We start from the raw sequence: 19,414 nt of genomic DNA on the forward strand, positions 1-19,414 counted from the left end.
GGCATTGGGCATTGGGCATTGGGCATTGGGCATTGGGCATTGGGCATTGGGCATTAGTCTTTGGTCGATGCTTAGTAACTTTAAACAAATGACAACGGACAAATGACAAATAAAAAACATTAAAAGGAAGCAGAACTATGGAAATGATGATTGAAGACTTGATGGAGCAGTTGATTGAAATGGGTGGCTCGGATATGCATTTATCCGCAGGTTTGCCTCCCTACTTCCGCATCAGTGGCAAACTTACCCCTATAGGTGAACATGTATTGACAGCCGATCAATGTCAAAGGCTGATTTTTAGTATGCTCAACAATACCCAGCGTAAAACCTTAGAGCAAACCTGGGAGTTGGATTGTTCTTATGGTGTCAAAGGTTTGGCTCGTTTTCGGGTCAATGTCTATAAAGAGCGTGGTGCTTATGCTGCTTGCTTACGGGCATTAAGTTCTAAGATTCCTAACTTTGAAAAATTAGGTCTGCCAGATATCGTACGAGAAATGTGCGATAAGCCTAGAGGACTTATTCTTGTGACAGGCCCTACAGGTTCCAGCAAGACAACTACCCTAGCGGCAATGATTGACTTGATTAACCGCACTAAAGCAGAGCATATTTTAACGGTGGAAGACCCAATTGAATTTGTCTATGAACCAATTAAAAGCTTGGTTCACCAGCGGCAACTAGGAGAAGATACTAAAAGTTTTGCTAATGCTTTGAAAGCAGCCCTGCGGGAAGATCCAGATATTATTCTAGTGGGGGAAATGCGCGATTTGGAAACGATTTCTTTGGCTATTTCTGCTGCGGAAACAGGACACTTGGTATTTGGTACGCTACACACTAGTTCCGCCGCCCAAACTGTTGACCGGATTATCGACGTTTTCCCGCATGAAAGACAAACCCAAGTGCGGGTGCAATTGTCTAACTCATTGGTGGGGGTATTTAGCCAAACCTTGGTGTCCAAGAAAAACCCTAAACCCGGTGAATATGGTCGGGTGATGGCTCAAGAAATTCTGATTGTCACTCCTGCTATTTCCAACTTGATTCGAGAAGGTAAAACATCTCAAATTTACTCAGCAATTCAAACTGGCGGCAAATTGGGAATGCAAACTCTGGAGAAGGTTTTAGCCGATTTTTACAAAGCCGGAACGATTTCCTTTGAAGCGGCAATGTCTAAGACTTCTAAGCCAGATGAAATTCAACGTCTCATTGGTAATTCTACACCGCAAGCTGCCGCAGGTGCTAAACCCGGTGTGGCTGCCAAAGCGCATTAAAGGAAGTGGGGAGATGAGGGAGATGAGGGAGCAGGGAAGAAGTTGCAGTAAGTTTTTCCCCTCTACCCCTTTGCACCTTTGCTTTGTGTACCCTATGACCAATTAATAACAACTATTTTGAATTTATTTATGCCAAACTTCGTTGCCCGTGTTCGCGATTCCCAAGGAAAATCCCGAACAGAAAAAATTGTTGCTGAATCCTTGGTACAAGCTCGTACTAATCTCAGAGATCAAGGTTTTGTAATTCAAGAACTCAAGCAATCTCAAGGATTTCAGCCAGATGTTGCCTTCAAAAACTTTCAGAAATCCTTAGTTAAGGTTTCTGTGAAAGACAAAGCCGTTTTTTCGCGTCAATTTGCCGTTTTGATGAATGCGGGAGTTGCGATCGTTAGAAGTCTGGGGGTGCTTTCCGACCAATGCAGTAATACTAAACTGAAACAGGCTCTTGTGGAAATTAGCACCGATGTTCAAAGCGGAATGAATCTTTCAGAGGCAATGCGGAAGCATCCTGACTGTTTTGATGGATTATATGTGAGTATGATTCAAGCTGGCGAAGTTGGTGGTGTTCTAGACGAAGTATTAAATCGTTTAGCCAAGTTGTTAGAAGATGTTGCCCGTTTACAAAACCAAATTAAATCAGCATTGTCTTATCCAACAGTTGTGGGTTTTATCGCAGTTGCTATTTTTCTGGGAATGACCATTTTTCTTATTCCCATTTTTGCCACGATTTTTACACAAATTGGAATTTCATTACCACCTCTAACGCAATTCTTGATGGATGCTAGTAAGTTTTTGAGAAGTCCGGGTGCTTTACTTCTTCTTGGTATTATTATCGGGCTGAAATTTGCTTTTACACAATACGGTAAAACTCCTGTTGGTCGCATCACAATCGATCGTTTTTCCCTGAAGATGCCATTGTTTGGTGACTTAATTCAAAAATCTTCAGTTGCCCGCTTTAGCCGGACTTTTGGTTCTTTGACTCGTTCAGGTGTACCAATTTTAACTTGCTTAGAAATTGTCCGAGATACATCAGGAAACCAAGTGATTGCTAATGCCATAGATGCAGCCCGTATGGAGATTCAACAAGGAGGTATGATTAGCATTGCTTTACAAAAAGATGCCGTTTTTCCAGCTATGGCAATTCAGATGATTAGTATCGGAGAAGAAACTGGAGAATTAGATGCAATGTTGATGAAAGTTGCCGATTTCTATGAAGATGAAGTCGAGCAAGCAGTAAAAGCAATGACCAGTATTTTGGAACCAGTGATGATTGTGGTTTTAGGGGGGATGGTTGGAACCATTTTGCTAGCAATGTATTTGCCTATGTTTAAGGTCTTTGAAAAGCTGGGATAAGGAATTAATAGTTAAGAGTTAGAAGTTATGAGTTAGGAGTTAAAAATTTTAATTCTTAACTTTTAACTCCTAACTGATTAATTTTATTTTTAACTCCTAACTATTTAATAAACTATGACTGTGCAAAAATCTCAGTACGAAGCGAGTTTGGCAGAGTACAGCAATCATCTAGCTGCGATCGCCTTACTAAAGCAACATCGGCCATACTTGGAGATGATTCCCAGTCTGCGCCGTCCAGATGAAAGTGTCATCACTATACCCTTGCCAATTGTCCGGCTTCGCAATACTGCTATAACAGCCGCACAAACGATTTGCTTACCCTGTGATGTCGCAATTTTGATGTGCGATCCAGAGTGGAAAATCAAAACTGGAGCAGAAATTTTAGTCTTTATTCATCGCGCTCACGAAGACTTTTCTGATTTGTTAGGACGTTGGCGACAAACTCAAGTTTATCTGGACAATGATTATGAGTGGTTGATGCCTCTGCGTCACAGTCATATTTTGAGTGAGGGAGCGAATACTATATATCCTCTGTTTATCGTTTTTAGTGAGACTTTAGAACGCATCCAAAGAGGTCTTGTGGGAGCCGAACTCCCATTTATTATGCAAACACCAGATTTGCTTGTTGAGGAGAATTTCACAGATATTTTCTCTTCACAAACTCCACCAGCTTAGGTACTTATAGTTAAAAAACATCCCATCGTTAGGATGCAAGTCCTTGCATCCCTATAAATGTACTAAGCGTGAAACTACATATTTTTACCCCCCGGGTACGCTGTTCCCCTTTTGCTAAACCAGAGGGGTTTTATTATGTGCATCTTCATACAAAATGGGTACAAGTACCCACGCAACAGACTTTTACCTCTACTAAACTACAAATTAGCTCGTCATATATCCGTGAAAGGGCTAGTTATACAAAAATTTATTTTTACTTTTTGAAGAGTAATGAGGATTTGGCAAAGATTCAGTAATCTTACTGTTGTCAATAAAGAATTATCATAGAATTAGAGACATTCATTTAAGAGTAGATATTTTATAATAATGAATCTGAATCGTTTTTCTCAAAAAACAACGAATTCTCAAGAGAGCATTTTACAACAAACTCAGTTGATTCAGATGTGTGGTTCCAAACGGCTATTTCGCGATCGCTATGAAATACTGCAAATTTTGGGTAGAGGTGGTTTTGGTGTGACATTTTTAGCCAAAAATGCCGTATTACCTGGGAATCCACTATGTGTCATTAAACAGCTTTGTCCAAAAGTGACTACTCCCCAAAGTTGGCAAAAGGCATGTATGCGCTTTGAAAAAGAAGCAAGAACTTTGGGACAACTCGGTAGTCATTCGCAAATTCCCATGCTATTAGACTACTTTCAGGCGAATGGGGAGTTCTTTTTAATTCAAGAATATGTGCCGGGTTTGACTTTGGCGCGAGAAGTGCGGCAAACTGGGCCCAAAAGTGAAGCCTCAGTTAAGCAGTTTTTACAGGAATTATTACCTGTATTACAGTATCTTCATAAACATCATGTGATTCATCGGGATATTAAGCCCCAGAATTTATTACGGTGTGAATATGATGGGCGCATAGTGCTGATTGATTTTGGTGCGGTGAAAGAGAAATTAGTTGATGCTTGTGAAAACTCAATCAATCAAGCTGCAAAGACCAACTTTATCGGGACTAGGGGATTTGCACCACCAGAACAGTTTTCTCTACGTCCAGTTTATGCTAGTGATATTTATGCACTGGGTGTAACTTGTATTTATATGTTGACTGCTAAAAGTCCTTTAGAATTGGACTACAACCCAAAAACTGGTGAAATATCTTGGCAAAAACAGGTAAATATCAGTAACAGTTTCGCTCAAATTTTAGGAAAAATGGTGAAAATCACCTTAGAGGATCGGTTTAAGACTGCCGATGAAGTGATGAAAGCTTTAAGTAATGAAAGTTATTCACCTACTTTGGCTAACTGTCTAACTACCCAAAAATTAAATAATAAAAGTATTACACAACACGAAATTATACAACACAAAATTACACAATATGAAATTACACAACAGGAAAATTATGATGTATACATGCCACCTGTAGCCAGAACTGCTAGTGCTATTCGGAAATGGAGAGCAAGATTCAAGGAAACAAGATAGCCCATATAGCAGAATTCAGAATTCAGGAGTAAAACACGCTTTATCCCTGAGTAACAGACGAATCGTTGTGTACCTCACTAACTTGAAATCTGCTGTAAGTTGCAGCCTTTTTTAGCTAAAGTATCAAATGAATAATTAATTATGGGCAATTTAAAATAGCCAAAACAAATTTAGTAAGCATTTTAACTATATTTGATAGTCAGTAATGATTAATTAATCAGGGTTTATCTTCAATACTTAGTCAGTTATCGCTTGCTAAGATACAAGCAAAATTACTATGTTTAAAAGTTCAAAAAAATATTTTTATTCAGATTATTATATAATCGATAGAATAATTAATCTTATGGCTCTCGTAGTTTTCCACAGATGAGGAAGACTGACTACTATTTACAAAAGCTAACTATATAAGTAATTCCCCAATCCCCAGAACAGGGTTTATCTACCACAAGTAAGCGAGAGTCAATTATCTTAAGGGAAAGTTCGGGGCAAACTTAGCCTAAGTTGTCATGCAGTCGCGCCTGTCAGATCATGATCTGCTGCTTAAATCCCGATTGCTCAAATCCCCTGAATCCCAATGGAAAGAAGTTTTGCCAAAGTTGTAGCACCCCGCTGGTGTCACTTTTAAGAAATCGCTTCCGTGTCATCCGAGTCCTTTCAGATGAGGGGGGATTTGGCAGAACCTATCTGTCAGAAGACGTAGATAAACTCAATGAACGCTGTGTTATCAAGCAATTAGCTCCAAAATTCCAAGGAACTTGGTCGCAAAAAAAGGCGATGGAGTTGTTTGCAGAGGAAGCGCAGCGACTACAAGACCTTGGGGAACATCCCCAAATTCCAACTTTGATAGCTTACTTTGAGCAAGACGGTTGCCTATATTTGGTACAGCAGTTTATCAATGGGGAAAATTTATTAAAGGAGTTGCAACAGCGCAAAGCTTATAACGCTAGAGACATTCAATCTATTTTGCTAGATTTACTGCCCATCCTAAAATTTATCCACGATCGCAAAATTATTCATCGGGACATCAAGCCAGAAAATATTATTCGCAATAAAAATGATGGACGATTAAGCCTGATTGATTTTGGCTCTTCAAAGCAATTTACCGCCAAAGTTCAACAGAAATCTGGCACATCTATTGGTTCACATGGTTATTCTCCCCTAGAACAAATTAGAGATGGGAAAGCTTTCCCTGCCAGTGACTTGTTTGGTGTGGGGGCTACCTGTTTTCATCTGCTAACAGGAAATTCCCCGTTTCAGTTGTGGATGGAATCTGGGTACGCCTGGGTAAGTAATTGGCGGGAATATTTGCAAAGTCCGCTAAATCCTGAGTTGGATTTTGTCATCGACAAGCTTTTGAAAAAAGATATCCATGAACGTTACCAGTCAGCCGAAGAAGTCCTTAGAGACTTGACTCCAAAACAACTCCTCGCCCTGCCACCTGCGGGTAAATCATCTGGGAAATTACCACCAACTAAAGCACCAGCTTTACCAAAAAGTTATCCCTTACTGAGAATTTTAATCTTAGTCAGTGCTTTCATTCTGTTGTTTGGATTCAGCGAATCTTGGTATAAAAATTTTCGCCGGATTCAAACCAGTTTGGTCTCTAGGTTGATTCAGCACAATAGTCCTGGTAAAAATGACGCAATTTTGAGTCAGATTAGCTTGGGTAAGGTTTCCTTAACTAACACCCTCCAAGGACACGAAAACTCAGTTTTATCTGTCGCCATCAGCCCCGATGGCAAAACCATAGCCAGTAGTGGCAGCGATCGCACAATCAAACTTTGGAATCTCGCAACCGGAAAACTAATCTCTTCACTCAACGGACATTTTCAGCAGGTGAATGTTGTAGTAATTAGTCCAGATGGCAAACTTCTGGTTAGTGCTAGTGATGACAACACCATTAAAATTTGGAATCTGGCAACGCGAAAACAAATTCGCACTCTTATGGGGCATTCTGACTCAGTTCATGCCCTAGCCATCAGTGCTGATAGCGAGACTCTAGTTACTGGTAGTGATGACAACACGATTAAAATCTGGGATTTGGCAACAGGAGAGCAAATTCGCACACTAGCAGGGCATACATTCTGGGTGCGGTCAGTGGCTATCAGTCCCGATGGTGTGATACTGGCCAGTGGCAGTTTTGACAAGACGATCAAAATCTGGAATTTAGCAAAGGGATACCCAATCCGCACACTAGAAGGAAATTCTCAAACAGTGACAACTGTGGCTATTAGCCCAAATGGTAAAACTTTAGCTAGTGCTGGCCGCGATCGCACCATCAAACTTTGGAATTTAGCTACGGGAAGAGAACTTCGCACACTAGCGGGACATGGCAATACTGTCACATCCGTAGCCTTCAGTGCCGATGGTAAAATTGTTGCTAGTGGTAGCCGCGATCGCACTATCAAACTGTGGAATACAGCTACAGGAGAAGAAATTCTCACATTAGCGGGGCACACCAACACCGTCACATCTGTTACCTTCACTCCTGATCGCAAAACCCTTGTTAGCGGTAGTGAAGATAACACTATTAAGATTTGGCGGTTGTCTGAGTGATTAGGGATTAGGGATTTGTCATTTATCCTTTGTCCTTTGTCCTTTGTCATTTGTTTAAAGTTACTAAGCATCAACTAATGACTAATGACAAATGACCAATGACCAATGACTAATGACTAATGACCAATGACCAATGACAAATAACAAATTCCCAATCAGCAATTAGCTTAGAAAATAGTCAATCTGTATTTACCGCGTTCCTGTGGATTTTTGGAAGTAACAACTATATAGTATGTATCATCTTCAGGCAACCTAGCTCGGTCAATTAAAGCACTGTAGACACCAGCTTTGTCTTTGTCTTTATCGATAGCGATCGTCTGTCCTTGAGAATTTAGTAAAGCTACGTAAGGAGAAAACTCTTCATCAACGCTATCTACACGAATACTTATAAGCTGATTTTTTTTACCTTGAAAATTAGAAACATTGTAAGCGCCTCCATTTTGTTTCAGGGTTGAGCTTTTGGCAGTTAGTTGGCCTGATTCATCTAAAGTATAGCTAGCTCTGTCATTCCTGAGAGCCAAGCTATAGCGACCTGTATCTCCAGGATCTTGACTAGTAACTGCAATTTTGTAAGTTCCATTCTTAGGCAGTCGCGCAAAAATAAATGCATCATCGCCACCACTGCTTTTATCCAAAGCGCCTTTTTTAACGATGATATTATTATCAGGATCGTGCAGAAACAACAAGGGTTTTAAACTCAAGTTATTGGATCTACGTGTATCATTACTACCAATCAGCCTAATTTGAACTAATTGATTTTCTCTACCCTCAAACTCATAGAATTGAAAATATCTACCTTCAGATTGAAAGTCACTCTTACTCAAAATACCTAATGCAACATCTACAAAGTTAATCTCTTTATAAGTTGGTGTTGCAGACGAAGAAAGCGCTGAATTATCGAGAGTTTGGTTCCTAGTTGTAGCGACATTAGAACTTGGCTTGCGAACTCTCCCGGAGCCACCATTAGAACGATTGGCATTTGAGTTAGCAATTCTAGCTCTAGACGATCTAGATGCACCACCACCATTGGAACGATTAGAGTTTGAGTTATAAGTCCTACGTCTAGACGATCTAGGAGTAGAGCTATTATCTGAAACGCTGGAAGTTCGCTGAGAACTTTCTCTATGAGACGATGCACGAGGAGTCTGCTGTATTGGTGACTCAATAGAAGTCTTCCGTCTCGGAGATATTGATGCTTGAGAAGCAGGAATTTGCTCAATTCCTTTTTTTACTGCTTCTGGTTGTCTCTCATCTGGTGATTTAGCAATTATAAAGTCTTGAGAACTTTGAGATTTCACCAAAGCACTTATAGGCAGCACATTACTTGTGATTAACAAACTACTAGTCACGCAACCAATTAAAACATGACTTAATTTGCGACGATAGTTTTTGTTTTCTAATAGCATAATTACGCTCCTAATTTTGCTGATAATTTTGTCTATTCCTGAAATACAAAATTAATACTAGTTGCTGTTTTAACCACAGCAGTTATGTAAACGTAAAGGGGAATTTAGCGTATATACCTTAGCGGCTTGCTAAAGGCATCGTTTGTAATCAGATGAATTTATATATACTACATATCCGAATGTTTGCTACAATCAAATCAGAAAAATTATATTTTCAATTTAGACTACTAGAGGAAATCTCAATTTCGTAGGTATATACTGAGCTACAAACTTAAATTGCTGCTTTTCGGATTTTTGCCCAGGTATTTTTGTAAACCTGACTAAATTGCTCACACAGATGTAATATACAAGCAGACCTGACGTCCATCAATTCTTCAAAAGGCATCGCTCAAACACAATTTTTTGCAAATTATCTAAATTGTTCAATACCTGATCAGGTAAGGAAATTGGGGATTTGTATGGGGTCTCAGTGATATTTACTAACAAGAGAGATTATACTGTATGACTTAAGATGAATATATACCCCAATTGAAATGGATTCCCAGTATGCTCTGTTGTGTGAATCCCGATTGCCAAAAACCCTTAAATCCTGATAAAAACAACTATTGCCACAGTTGTAGAGCGGAATTGATACCCCTGCTAGGAGGTCGCTATCGTCCCACTCAGGTTTTATCAGACGAAGGCGGATTTGGTAGAACCTATCTAGCAAAAGATGTACACAAACTGAATGAATGCTGTGTTGTTAAGCAATTCGCGCCAAAACTTCAGGGAACTGGGCCGCTAACCAAGGCCGTTGAACTATTTAAACAAGAAGCGAGCCGACTGCAAGAACTGGCAGAACATCCGCAAATTCCAACTTTATTAGCTTATTTTGAGCAAAATAGCTATCTATTTTTGGTGCAGCAGTTTATCAATGGGGAAAACTTGCTCAAAGAATCGGAAACGCGGGGAAACTATAACGAAACGGAGATTCGCCAACTTTTGCTAGATTTACTGCCGATACTGAAGTTTATCCATGTGCGGGGAGTGATTCACCGGGATATCAAGCCACAGAATATTATTCGCCGTCAAAGTGACGGGCGATTAATCCTAATTGATTTTGGAGCTTCTAAGCTGTTGACAGTAACAGTGCAGACTAGAATGGGCACTGTTATTGGCTCACACGGTTACACTGCACTTGAACAGATGCAAGATGGAAAAGCTTACCCAGCCAGTGATTTATTCAGTTTGGGGGCTACTTGTTTTCATCTCCTGACTGGAGTTCGCCCATCTCAACTATGGATATACCAGGGTTATGGTTGGGTTACATCTTGGCGACAACATTTAACCAGTCCAAGTAAAGAAGGGATTTCTATATCTGTAGAGTTGGGTGAAGTTTTGGATAAGCTGTTGCAACTAGACATCCAAAAGCGTTATCAATCGGCTGATGAAGTCATCATTGACTTGACACCTCAACTACCACCATTGTCATCAGTGCCCCCAACTATACTTACACCAACATTTGCAACTACTCCAGCAAACAAGGGGCCAGTTTCACCAAAATCAAATAACAATCTGAAAAGTCAACTGTTGTTAGGTTCTAGCATTTTGATGTTGGGATTAGGGGGAGTTTGGTATTTTCACTCTCGTCCCCATACAGTCAGCGAAGTTCCTGAACCTATTTCTCAGCCTATTCAACCCCAAAAAAACGTCTCAGAAAATTCTTATCTACCCAAACCCTTCAAGGGACATTTTAGTGATGTGAATTCCGTAGCTTTCAGTCCTGATGGTACAACCCTTGGCAGTGCCAGTGATGATAAGACAATCAAGCTATGGAATCTGACAGGTGGACAGGAAATCCGCACTTTAAAAGGACATTCCAATTGGATTTGGACTATAGCTTTCAGTCCTGATAGCAAAATCCTCGCTAGTGGCAGTGCGGACAAGACAATCAAACTGTGGAATCTGGAGACAGGAAAGTTAATCCGCACCTTAGAGGGAAATAGCGACGGAGTTACTTCTGTAGCTTTCAGTCCTGATGGCAAAACCCTTGCGAGTGGCAGTGCTAGTAAGGATATGAAAATCAAACTGTGGAATCTGGAGACAGGAAAGTTAATCCGCACCTTAGAGGGACATACCAGTGGTGTTGCATCTGTCGTTTTCAGTCCTGATGGTAAAACCCTTGCCAGCGGTAGCTGGGATAAAACAATTAAATTGTGGAATCTGGGCACAGGAAAGTTAATCCGCACCTTAGACGGAAATGCAGAGTCGATTCTTTCAGTCGCTTTTGCTCCCGATGGTGTCATCCTTGCCAGTGGCAGTAAAGACAAGACAATTAAATTGTGGAATCTAAAAACAGGAAAGTTAATCCATACCTTAAAAGGACATAATGATAAGGTTAATTCTGTCGTCTTTTTGCCAAACGTAAGTTCAAATGGTATTACTCTTGTAAGTGGTAGTAGTGACAAGACAATCAAACTTTGGAACCCAGTCACAGGAAAGGAAATTCGCACTTTGGAAACAGGTTCTGGATATATTTATGCTGTTGCCATTAGCCCAGATGGACAAACCATTGCCGGTGGTGGAAGTGGTGAGAACATTCTCAAAATTTGGCAGATGATTAATTAAAAATATCTAATAGCATATATTCGGGATAGATTGCGACTTTTTCGGGTTCTATCTCAGAATATTTAGCTGTGCAAAAATCTCAATTTAATCCTAGCTTCAAAAGATGATATTGGCGAAGACTGTATTATGATAATATTCTTTACGTGCTCAGGATTATAGCTTGAAAAAATATCAAAATCTATCCCTAAACCTACGAAAATGGGTTTAATATAGGTTTTTTATTGTCAAAAAATATCTCTAAATAAAAGTTTATGATTAATAATATATTTTTCCTGCTCATACTATTTTCTTCACTTTTAGGGCGAATTAAATTTCCAGGAATAAATATTAGTATTCATTATCTATTACTTCCTGCATTTAGCTTGGGAATCATTAGTTTCTCTTTAAAAGAGATACCAGAAGTTGTTAAGAAGCATAAAATAATTTTGATATCTATAAGTCTAATGTATTTATGGATGTGGCTGTCCTCATTAATGAGCGACTTTCCAAATATTGCTATTACTTATAGTCTCAAATACTCAACTTATTATATATTATTTTTTGCTTTTTTAATATTAACTTTTAAGAAGATAGCAACACCATCTTTAACATTTTATTATCGTTGCATATTGTACTTACTACAGATAATTGCAGGTTTGGGTTTTTTAGAGGTTTTCCTTCCCAAAAACTGGATTTTTAAATTATTAAAGTTCCCCAGTTTTTATCCTGAGATTGGTTCAATTATGCAAAACCCTAATCAATTTGGGGTAATAGTCGCCATTGGATTATGTTTAAGCTTGATTTTAGAAAAACAGAATAAAATTTCTAAAATTGAATTAAATATAAGTGAATTAATTTTTCCAATTTTCTTAGCTTTGTCTGCTAGCGGAAATGGTTGGGTAATTTTTATAATTGGGATGTTTTTTTTGCTGACATATAAAATTATTAGTTTTAGAAAAATGATTTATCTAATAAGCTTGTTGTTTTTATGCATTGTAACTGTACCAGTTTCTACATGGAGACTTGGTTTGGCAGATAGTAAAATATTTCCATTAATTAATGTATTTTTAGAAAATTCAAATTTAGTAAATCCAAACGAAAAAAAGCCTCATACTCTTGTAGTAACAGGTTTTTCAAGGTTTCAAATGTGGCAGGCAGCTATTAATGAAACTATTAAAAGACCACTTACTGGTATAGGTATAGGGGTTTTTCCAGACCAGATAGGAGTGAAAGTTTGGGGAAAAAAAGGTTATCATGCACACAATATATTTTTAAATGTGTCAGCAGAACAAGGAATTCCTGGATTATTACTATTTACTAATTTTTTAGCGAAAATAGCACTTAAAGTTAAATATGCTAATCCTTTAATTACTGTTCCAATTATTCTATTTTTAGTGTCTCAAATTATAGATTTTTTTGCTGAAGACTATACTTTTACAACTATTGAGTTTTATTTTATAGCAGCAGCTATCAATTATCGAAAAGATATTGTCATGCAATTAAAACCTGAAATTATTTAAAATGCCAAAAAACGTATGATTGCTAAACCTCATCTTTACTTAATATTTCCGAATATATTTGATTTCAAGGGAGGTATTCAAGTTTACTCAAAATTTTTGCTGAAAGCTTTACAAGATATATATCCTGAAGCTGATTATGATGTGTTTCTAAAATATGATAAATATAGTTTAAAACAGCCAGACAAATTGCAGTTTTTAAGTTCAACAAGATTTCATTATTTTGGAGATTTACCAAAATTAGTGCAACCAATTTTATTTGCCACGAAAATAATTATTTTAGCTATTCTTCAACATCCCGTTATCGTAATTTCCACTCATGTTAACTATGCGATTGTTTGTTATATTCTAAAATTTCTCACTGGAATTCCTTACTGGGTCGTTGCTCATGGCTTAGAAGTTTGGGATATCGAAAACAAGGCAACAAAATTCGCTTTAGAAAAAGCAGATAAAATCATTAGTGTTAGTAATTATACTCGCCAGCGCTTGCTTCAAAATACAAATATTAATTCCGAAAAAATAGTTATTTTACCTAATACATTTGATGCTAGTAAGTTTCCAATAAATTCTAAACCTACCTACTTACTCAAGCGATATAATTTAACAGATGAACAGCCTGTAATTTTAACAGTAACGCGGCTGGGAAGCATGGCAAAATACAAGGGTTATGACCAAATCCTCCATGCTTTAGTTAAAGTGCGGTTGTATCTCCCTAATGTTCACTTCATTCTTGCAGGGAAAGGAGATGATATACCTCGAATTAAAGCTTTAGTTACCAACTTAAATCTACAAGATTGTGTTACTATTGCCGGATTTGTTCCAGATAAAGAATTGTGCGATCATTACAATCTCTGCGATGTTTTTGCTCTGCCTAGTAAAGGAGAAGGATTTGGGATTGTTTTTCTAGAAGCTTTAGCTTGTGGTAAACCTGTATTGGCGGGTAATCAAGATGGTTCTATAGATCCCTTGGCTGACGGGAAGTTGGGATGTTTGGTCGATCCTGATAACGTTGAAGAAATTGCCGATAATCTAATTCAAATCCTGCAAGGCGATTGCTCTAATCGATTAATTTACCAACCAAAATACTTACAACAAAAAACTATTGAAGCTTTTGATTTTAGCCAGTTTCGTGCAAGTTTAGCAAAGTTAGTTAGTGGTAATTAGTTACAATTTAATAAAATTTGTTAAAAAAATGGAAGATTCAATATTTGTTATATTTCTTGCCTTTGGGTTTATTTGGGTTTTGATGGAAGTTGTAGGTTGGATTGCGTTTCTAAAATCTGAGGGTGAGGAAATTAAGTTTGGTAAGTGGGGACTTATAGTTGCTATTCCAATTTTAATACCAATAATTGTTACTCTGATTATTGGTGTATTTTATCATTAATAAAATGGGCGATCGCTGGACAAAACAGCGTGATAGATGGATAAGCAATGGGACAATAAATTACTTAGATAAGCTTTTTGTCAGGTTGTATGTGTAGAGAAATAAGTCCAACTGAACGACAAAATAAAGATATAGTTCTTCAGTTCTATGGAGCTTTCGACAGCCGGAATATTAGCGAAGCCTTGGCACTTATAGCGCCCAATTTTGTTGCTCATATCGCTGGTACACCTGCTCCTCTTGATGGTGAAGGTTTTAAAGAGTTTGGTATGGCTTTTTACTTAGCCTTTACCAACGGTCAACATACATTTGACCAAGTGCTTGTTGAAGGAGATAAAGTTGTTACTTGTGGAACATTTACAGCTAGGCATCTTGCTGAATTTCAAGGTCTTCCTTCAACAGGTAAAGAAATTAAGTTATCAATCATGCATATTGATCGCGTTGAAAACGGCAAAATCGTAGAGCATTGGGGGCAAGGTGATGCACTTGGATTAATGCAACAGTTGGGTATTGTCTTTCTACCAGGGCCTGCCCTTTTTCCACATATTTTTAAAAGTCTTTTATCCAAGCTGTTGAACAAGCTAACAGAAATTAATAGCTTAAGAGTATGATGTTAATTTTTAGCACCAATATCGTGAAACTACTACTTTTGTAACAGCGATCGCAAGAAGGTACTAATCGATCTAGTTTATTTTTGAATCGCACCCCTAACCAAAATAACTGTACTTTCGACACCAGAGGCGATCGCTTCGGGAATATTACCTTGAATCGCTTGCTGTAGCAATCCCTCGCGGGAAGCTCCCAAAACTACAACATCGTAACCTTCGGTTTGCACTAGGTTAATCACACCTTCGGCGACTGAATTAGCTTGCACTGGCAGAGCAACTACAGTACTGGACAATTTGCGGCGACGCATCAAATGGCGAATGGCTTGTTCTGAAATTGACATATCTGGCTTGAGTTCAGATGGCTTAAACACCTGTGTCAGGTGAATTTTCGGATCGTTTCCCAATGTAATTAAAGCTGGTAACAATTTAATTGCCAGTGGGGAATTGGGGCCACCAGCGACTGGAACTAGCCAACGGTTGAACTGGGGACTGAGAATCGGGGATTGAGTAGTGCCTAATTTTACTAATACGACTTCGCAGGTGGCTTGGCGAATTATGGTGTCAACAACGTTACCAAAAATCCGACCAGGGGTAGATGTGTTACCTTTCCATCCCATTAGAATTAGGTCGATGTATTGTTCGTTGATTGTTTCCAAAATCGCTTGGGCTACATCGTGGGTAACTCGAATCTGCGTGTGCAAAGGAATTTTCCACTTTTTTGCTAAGACTTCTGCCTGTCGTAGCAAGCGGCGGCTTTTTGCTGTTCTTACCTGTGTTTCTGATGGGGAACTGTGGCGGGGTATCAGCATTACTTGCACGCAATCTATTTCATAATGGCGATCGCGGGCAATAGCTGCTGCCATTTGTAATAAAACACCTGCTGTTTCAGGATTAGCTACGGGTACTAATAATCTACCTCTACCAGTGCTGGGCGATCGCGTTTGGTAAACTATGTATGAAGGTTCTGACCGCAGTTTCGGAGTCTGGTTATCACAATTGAGATGATCTGCTTCCGCCCGAATAATATCTGCACGGGTAATAATCCCAATTAGTTTGCGTCTATCTACCACAGGTAAGCGACTGATTTGATGGCGATCGAGTAAATATAGTACATTACTTAAAGTGTGAATTGGTGTTACTGTCATCGGGACAGATGTCATAATTTCTTTTAAGAAAATATCGGCTAGATGGCGATCGCGAAGTGTGTGGTTTGTACTCTCACGTATTTTCAGCAAATCTGATTGCGTTACAATCCCCACTAATTTGTTATCTTCTACCACAGGGAAACCGCGATGATGAGAACGAGCAAAAGCTTGCATTGCTTCTTCCAAGCTCATCTGTGCATCTAGAGTTTCTACTCGTTCTTGCATCACATCTTTTGCAGTTAACTTGGTTAATGCTCCTTCCATCGCCACTTCTTTGGTGAGAGTAATACCTTTTAACTCCAAAAGTTTCTCATAAAGCGAACCAGGCATTACCTTGTCCGCAACCAGGTAAGCTGCGACAGAAACAATCATCAAAGGTAGCACCAGGTTGAAATCTGTAGTCATCTCAAAGACAATCACAATTGCTGTGATTGGCACTTTGGAAACGGCGCTAAAAAATCCACCCATACCCGCTAGGGCGTAAGTCGTAGGAGAACCAACTTTGGTGATATATAACTCAGATACACCGATGATGTGTCCTAAACAACAACCCAAAATCAGACTGGGAGCGAATAATCCCCCTGGTGCTCCCGAACCAAATGCAATCAGTGTGAGGATGAACTGGGCTACAAAGGCGATCGCGGCGACGCTAGGATGAGAACCTCCGGTAATTAATGACTCCCGTAGTCCCGTATTATCACGGAAGGATGGGGGGAGCATAGCCACGACAACACCAGAGATAAATCCAGCTAAAGCTACCTGCAACGGTAAGCTGATGTGTAATCTTCTATAAAATTTAATACTAAATATGATGCCGCGATTAAACAATGCACCAAACAAGCCTGCCAAAATACCTAACAGTATGAAAAAGGGAATTTCTGGGATGGAGAATTGGCTGGAAGATTTTACTAATTGCAAGTTAAGGTCAAAAGAGCCACCACCTAAAAGTCGGGATATCACGCCACCAATAAAGGAGGCGATAATGGCAGTTCCTAGAGTCAATCCTGATAAATCTTGGAGTAATTCTTCAACAATAAATAATACACCTGCGATCGGGGCATTGAAAGCAGCAGCCAAACCCGCACCCGCACCGGCTGCAATCATTTGCCGTCGATGATCTGGGGAAGTGGGAACCCAACGACTCATCCCTGCTGCCAAACCAGCCCCCACTTGGACAGTAGGGCCTTGCCGTCCTAGAGTCATGCCGGAACCGATGGCGATGATGGCACTGAATAACTTCACACCTGCTACCCGCCAAGATAAATTCACAGGCACATTGGCAAGAGAAGCTTTGACTTGCGGAATACCGCTACCAGAAGCCTCTGGTGCTAATCTATCCACCAACCATCCAGCCAGAAATCCCAGAACAAGACCAATTGCAGGTAGTACCAGCCATGCCGGCAAAAAGTGGGTAGTATGCACTCGCCATGTCCCCAGCCATCCCGATCCTACTTTCAGGAATACCGCAGATAGGGCAGCAACCAAACCGATAATACAGGCTTCGGCGATCGCTAAACCTCTTCTAGGCTGCCACCAGGTGCGAAAACGCTGATTCATACAAATTTTGGATTTTTGATTTTGGATTTTTGATTACAAATTTTTACTAAAAAGCTGTTCGGTGGAATCTTCAGAGAATGTTTTAAAAGTCGTTGGCAAAATACAGCAGAATTCTGGAGTCAGGAGTCAGAATTCAGGAGTCAGAAGTAAAACAGGCTTTATACCTGGCTTTGAGACGAATCGTTGTGTACTTCACTAACTTGAAATTTGCTGTATAATTCGTTACTATACAATTTCTGTCTCCAATTACGAATTACGAATTACGTTAGCGAGTCATCGAGCGTCATTACGAATTATTTAATTGCTTCTTCCCGTGGTAGATAGCCCTTCTACTATCAGAGACGGGGTATAACAAGAACCATTCCAATCAACATCGTTGCCTAGTGTAACCAATTGCTTCAGGGCTGTGTAAACATTACCTGCAACCATCGTATCCTTAACACGCCCAATTACTTGACCATTTTGGACGCGGTAGCCTAAATCGACGTTGATCGAAAAATCTCCAGAAATACTGCCGCCACCACCCAACATTTGATCGACAATCAAACCATCATCTAGTTGTTGAATCAAATCTGGTAGCGATGCCGAACCTGGCTGGATGAGAAAATTAAATAAACCAGGGGTGGGATAGCTACCTAAACCAGGGCGAAAACCATTTCCAGTGGTGTCAGTACCCAGTTGAAAGCCGATAGTGCGATCGCCATAAAAATGCTGTAAAATCCCGTTTTGGATAAATACCAAAGATTGAGTCGGAGTGCCTTCATCATCAAAAGGGCAACTGTAAGGGCCAGCTTCTGGATCTTGGGAAATCGTGAGACTGGGTGCAACTACTTCCTTACCCAAACGTTCTGCCCAAGGTGAAGCTGCTTCTAAAACTCGCTTGCCATTTAAAGCGGCTTGCACAGTACCCCAAAGCATATCGGCGGCTTTAGAAGTGAACAAAATTGGGACACGACCAGTAGGAGGTGAGATATTTTCTCTGGCCCAAATTAACCGTTGTAAAATTTGGTTAGCTAATCTCTCTGGGTCGAGTTCCCCCCGGTTGGTTTGACCATCACCAACACTTAAAAAATCATCACCACGCACCCATTCTGCTGATACATAGCAACTGAGGGTAGTATCAGTATAGTGACAATCTAAACCTTTAGTGTTGACTAGTCTGGTGGTTTCAATATCACATTCCCAGTCACCATTGCATACAACATCGGGATAGGCATCACGGATGAGTGCGATCGCTTCTTTGCCCCAGTCCACCAAAACCTCTATCGGTAAACTTTCTCCTAAATCGGGGTAGGAGGGCTGAGAGTTAGAGCCTAATTCGACAGTTTCCGGTTGATTTAGTTGACTCAGAGCCAGAGCTTTTTCCACCATTACTTCGGCTAAGACAGACCCGTAAGCCACCGTCAGTCCCGGACACCCGTTTCGCCAAAGCCGTAGTGCTGTACCTTCAGATTGGTTGGTTTCTAGCTGTTTGAGTCGGTTTGCCTCAAAAAACACTGGGCGAGAAAGCGATCGCGACTGATACACCTCAGCAGCTTCTGCTCCAGATTTTATAGCTAGTTCCAGCAACTGTTCGGCTAGTGTATCTTGTGACAAATTTTCAGAACCCATGACCCTTAGTGAATTGTGGATTTTGAACCGCATATCAACGCTGTCTCTTGAGAAGTGCGATGTCTACGACGGGCTACGCCTACGCACTTTCCAATGATGAACGCAGATAACTATCCAAAAATCATCAGTGTTTCCTTACAGTTACGATTTGGAACCGCAGATCGACACTGATGGACGCAGTTAATTATCCCAAATCATTGTCATGTCTCAACGGATCTAGTCATTTGTCATTTGTCATTGGATATGATTATTCTCTCTTGTCTCCCCAATGCCCAATTCCCAATTCC

General features: G+C 39.8%; 13 protein-coding genes. 10 read left to right on the plus strand and 3 right to left on the minus strand.

Going from position 1 to position 19,414, the window contains the following annotated elements; translation table 11 throughout:
* Positions 1 to 137 precede the first annotated feature (137 nt).
* The 5 genes from HWQ58_RS23515 (at position 138) to HWQ58_RS23535 (ending at position 7,316) form a co-directional block, all read left to right on the plus strand.
* A complete protein-coding gene (locus HWQ58_RS23515; RefSeq protein ID WP_292867860.1) occupies positions 138 to 1,265 on the plus strand; it encodes a type IV pilus twitching motility protein PilT in 1,128 nt (375 codons plus the stop codon).
* Positions 1,266 to 1,394: 129 nt separating this feature from the next.
* The gene (locus HWQ58_RS23520; protein ID WP_292867863.1) at positions 1,395 to 2,618 is read left to right on the plus strand and encodes a type II secretion system F family protein; all 1,224 of its coding nucleotides are present in this window, start codon (positions 1,395 to 1,397) and stop codon (positions 2,616 to 2,618) included.
* A 114-nt stretch (positions 2,619 to 2,732) separates the two neighbouring features.
* Positions 2,733 to 3,293: a hypothetical protein gene (locus HWQ58_RS23525; RefSeq protein ID WP_292867866.1), complete on the plus strand. Its 561-nt coding sequence runs from the start codon at positions 2,733 to 2,735 to the stop codon at positions 3,291 to 3,293.
* Between the two features lie 372 nt (positions 3,294 to 3,665).
* Positions 3,666 to 4,760: a serine/threonine-protein kinase gene (locus HWQ58_RS23530; RefSeq protein WP_292867967.1), complete on the plus strand. Its 1,095-nt coding sequence runs from the start codon at positions 3,666 to 3,668 to the stop codon at positions 4,758 to 4,760.
* Between the two features lie 528 nt (positions 4,761 to 5,288).
* A complete protein-coding gene (locus HWQ58_RS23535) occupies positions 5,289 to 7,316 on the plus strand; it encodes a serine/threonine-protein kinase (protein ID WP_292867869.1) in 2,028 nt (675 codons plus the stop codon).
* Positions 7,317 to 7,483: 167 nt separating this feature from the next.
* Here HWQ58_RS23535 and HWQ58_RS23540 read toward each other — a convergent pair whose 3' ends face one another.
* Entirely contained in the window at positions 7,484 to 8,722 is a 1,239-nt protein-coding gene (locus tag HWQ58_RS23540; protein ID WP_292867872.1) for a peptidase, read from the minus strand.
* Positions 8,723 to 9,268: 546 nt separating this feature from the next.
* Between HWQ58_RS23540 and HWQ58_RS23545 the strand changes: the two genes are divergently transcribed.
* The 5 genes from HWQ58_RS23545 to HWQ58_RS23565 all read left to right on the plus strand — a co-directional run bounded on the left by HWQ58_RS23545 (position 9,269) and on the right by HWQ58_RS23565 (position 14,817).
* Positions 9,269 to 11,329, plus strand: coding sequence for a serine/threonine-protein kinase (locus HWQ58_RS23545; RefSeq protein ID WP_292867875.1), 2,061 nt, complete (start codon positions 9,269 to 9,271; stop codon positions 11,327 to 11,329).
* Positions 11,330 to 11,580: 251 nt separating this feature from the next.
* Entirely contained in the window at positions 11,581 to 12,828 is a 1,248-nt protein-coding gene (locus HWQ58_RS23550) for an O-antigen ligase family protein (protein WP_292867878.1), read from the plus strand.
* A gap of 15 nt (positions 12,829 to 12,843) precedes the next feature.
* Positions 12,844 to 13,989 (plus strand): glycosyltransferase family 4 protein, encoded by a 1,146-nt coding sequence (locus HWQ58_RS23555; RefSeq protein ID WP_292867881.1) that lies wholly within the window; start codon positions 12,844 to 12,846, stop codon positions 13,987 to 13,989.
* A 28-nt stretch (positions 13,990 to 14,017) separates the two neighbouring features.
* The gene (locus HWQ58_RS23560) at positions 14,018 to 14,209 is read left to right on the plus strand and encodes a hypothetical protein (RefSeq protein ID WP_292867884.1); all 192 of its coding nucleotides are present in this window, start codon (positions 14,018 to 14,020) and stop codon (positions 14,207 to 14,209) included.
* A gap of 89 nt (positions 14,210 to 14,298) precedes the next feature.
* Positions 14,299 to 14,817 (plus strand): ester cyclase, encoded by a 519-nt coding sequence (locus HWQ58_RS23565; RefSeq protein ID WP_292867887.1) that lies wholly within the window; start codon positions 14,299 to 14,301, stop codon positions 14,815 to 14,817.
* Positions 14,818 to 14,894: 77 nt separating this feature from the next.
* Here the strand turns inward: HWQ58_RS23565 and HWQ58_RS23570 are convergent, their stop codons facing one another.
* Positions 14,895 to 17,516 (minus strand): chloride channel protein, encoded by a 2,622-nt coding sequence (locus tag HWQ58_RS23570; protein WP_292867891.1) that lies wholly within the window; start codon positions 17,514 to 17,516, stop codon positions 14,895 to 14,897.
* Between the two features lie 297 nt (positions 17,517 to 17,813).
* Positions 17,814 to 19,127 carry a TldD/PmbA family protein gene (locus HWQ58_RS23575; protein WP_292867894.1) on the minus strand — a complete coding sequence of 438 codons (1,314 nt, stop codon included), beginning with the start codon at positions 19,125 to 19,127 and terminating at the stop codon, positions 17,814 to 17,816.
* Positions 19,128 to 19,414 lie beyond the last annotated feature (287 nt).

It is taken from the genome of Nostoc sp. LPT, from assembly GCF_017115165.1.
GTDB lineage: Bacteria > Cyanobacteriota > Cyanobacteriia > Cyanobacteriales > Nostocaceae > Nostoc.